The 1,607-nt window shown below is 71.3% G+C and carries 1 protein-coding gene; it reads right to left on the reverse strand.

Annotation, left to right across the window (positions count from 1 at the left end; all coding sequences use genetic code 11):
- Positions 1–367: 367 nt before the first annotated feature.
- Positions 368–1,438 (reverse strand): hypothetical protein, encoded by a 1,071-nt coding sequence (locus tag E1264_RS42450; RefSeq protein ID WP_347813464.1) that lies wholly within the window; start codon positions 1,436–1,438, stop codon positions 368–370.
- Between the last annotated feature and the right edge of the window lie 169 nt (positions 1,439–1,607).

A 1,607-nucleotide genomic window follows, 5' to 3' on the forward strand; every position in this document is an offset into this window, starting at 1 on the left:
TCCTTCGGCTGGAAGGGCGTGTTCGGCGGGAACGGCGTGCCCGGCTGGGGCTCGGAGGCGGTCGTCGAGGACGCCTCGTCCTGTCCAGGGCTCACTTGGGGGCTCACTCTGCTCACTTCCCGGGGCCCGTTTCCGGGCCCGACAGTCAGGCCAAAGCAAGGGTCGGAAGGCGTCCTCCGGGGGATGCCGGCGTGCGTGCTGCGAGGGGGAGAGGCACCGTCGGCCCTGGAGCGGCGTCCTCAAGAGCATAAGGGTGCCCGGCGGCGCTTTCCCCGCGACGGGGAAGAGCGCCACCGGGCACCCATGGCTTCCGGATCAGCGCGCCGGGCGCGTCACCCGCGGCCTGACCTGCGGTTCGGCTGCCGCCTCACTCGCTGTCGAGCCCGCTCTGCATCGACTGGACCTCCTCGGTCGTGGCGCCGATCACCTTGTACGACGCGTGCTTGTAGAAGGTTCCGCCGCTGCCCTTGGCCCAGCTCGTCCACGCGGCGCTGCTGACGCGGCAGCTCGCCCACTGCGGGATGGAGCTGGTGATCGTGATGCGGGTCGTGCAGTCGCCGAGGTCACGGCCGGTCAGCGTGCCCGCGGTGATCCGGAACCGGACGTCGATGGTGACGGGCGTCTCCACGTCGTACGGCGGACGGATCTTGGCCTGCACCGTGCAGCCGGAGTCGCCGTTGCAGCCGCCGCGCTTCCACTCCGCCACCCTCGGCTGCGCCGAGCTGTTGAAGGAGTCCTTCAGCTCGCCGATGTTCGTCCGCATCGTCGAGATGATCGACGACGCGTCACCGGCGCTCTTCGGGGTCACGTCGACGCGGACGCGCGGGACGGTGGACTCGAAGCGCAGGAGCTCGGAGTCGTCCTCGTCGGTGATGTAGACGGTCGAGGAGAACGAGCTGAACTTCAGCGCCTTCTGGCCCATCCACGTCGTCTCGAGCGGCTTGATGGTCGTCGACTTCGCCGAGCGCATCTTGCTCGCCAGCGCCTCCGGCGTCAGGTGCTGCTTGAAGTCGACGTTGATCTCGTCGGGGTCCATCCGGCCCCACTGCTCGCCCGAGGTCAGGTAGAACGCCTCGTCGGAGGACGAGATCTCCCGCTTCCAGTAGGACTGGTCGGCCTTCACGAACAGCTTCCCGTCGGCCGACAGGACCGTGACGCGGCTGCCGTTCCAGGTGACGTCCCCGGACGCGCGGCCGCCCTTGGTGACGTTCAGCTCACCGTTGAGCGACCCGCCGCTGCCGAAGGTGCCCTTGAGCCCCACGGCGCGTGCCGTGGACATGTTGGTCGCGGCGGTGGCCAGCTTCTCCTCGGGCGTCTTGCCGCCGCTCGCGGCGATCACGAACACCACGACGCCGATGAGGACCAGGACGACGAGGCCGCCGCCGAGCAGTGCCGCGATCAGCACTCCGCCGCCACCGCTGCGCCGCGGCGGCGGCATGCTCGGGCCCATCGGGCTGCCGGGTGGCGGGGGGAAGAACGGCGGCGGTGTGCCCGGGCCGCCGAAGCCGCCGGGGGGCGGTGGCGCTCCCGGACCGCCCACTCCACCGGGTCCGCCCGGGCTTCCGGGTCCGCCCGGCCCCGCGGGCGGTGGCGGAGGCGGCCAGGAG

The organism is Actinomadura sp. KC216 (genome assembly GCF_004348535.1).
Lineage (GTDB): Bacteria > Actinomycetota > Actinomycetes > Streptosporangiales > Streptosporangiaceae > Spirillospora.

Coding starts and splice junctions, on each gene's coding strand:
- E1264_RS42450 (WP_347813464.1), bottom strand. CDS start 1,438: ATGCCGCCGCCGCGGCGCAGCGGTGGCGGCGGAGTGCTGATCGCGGCA.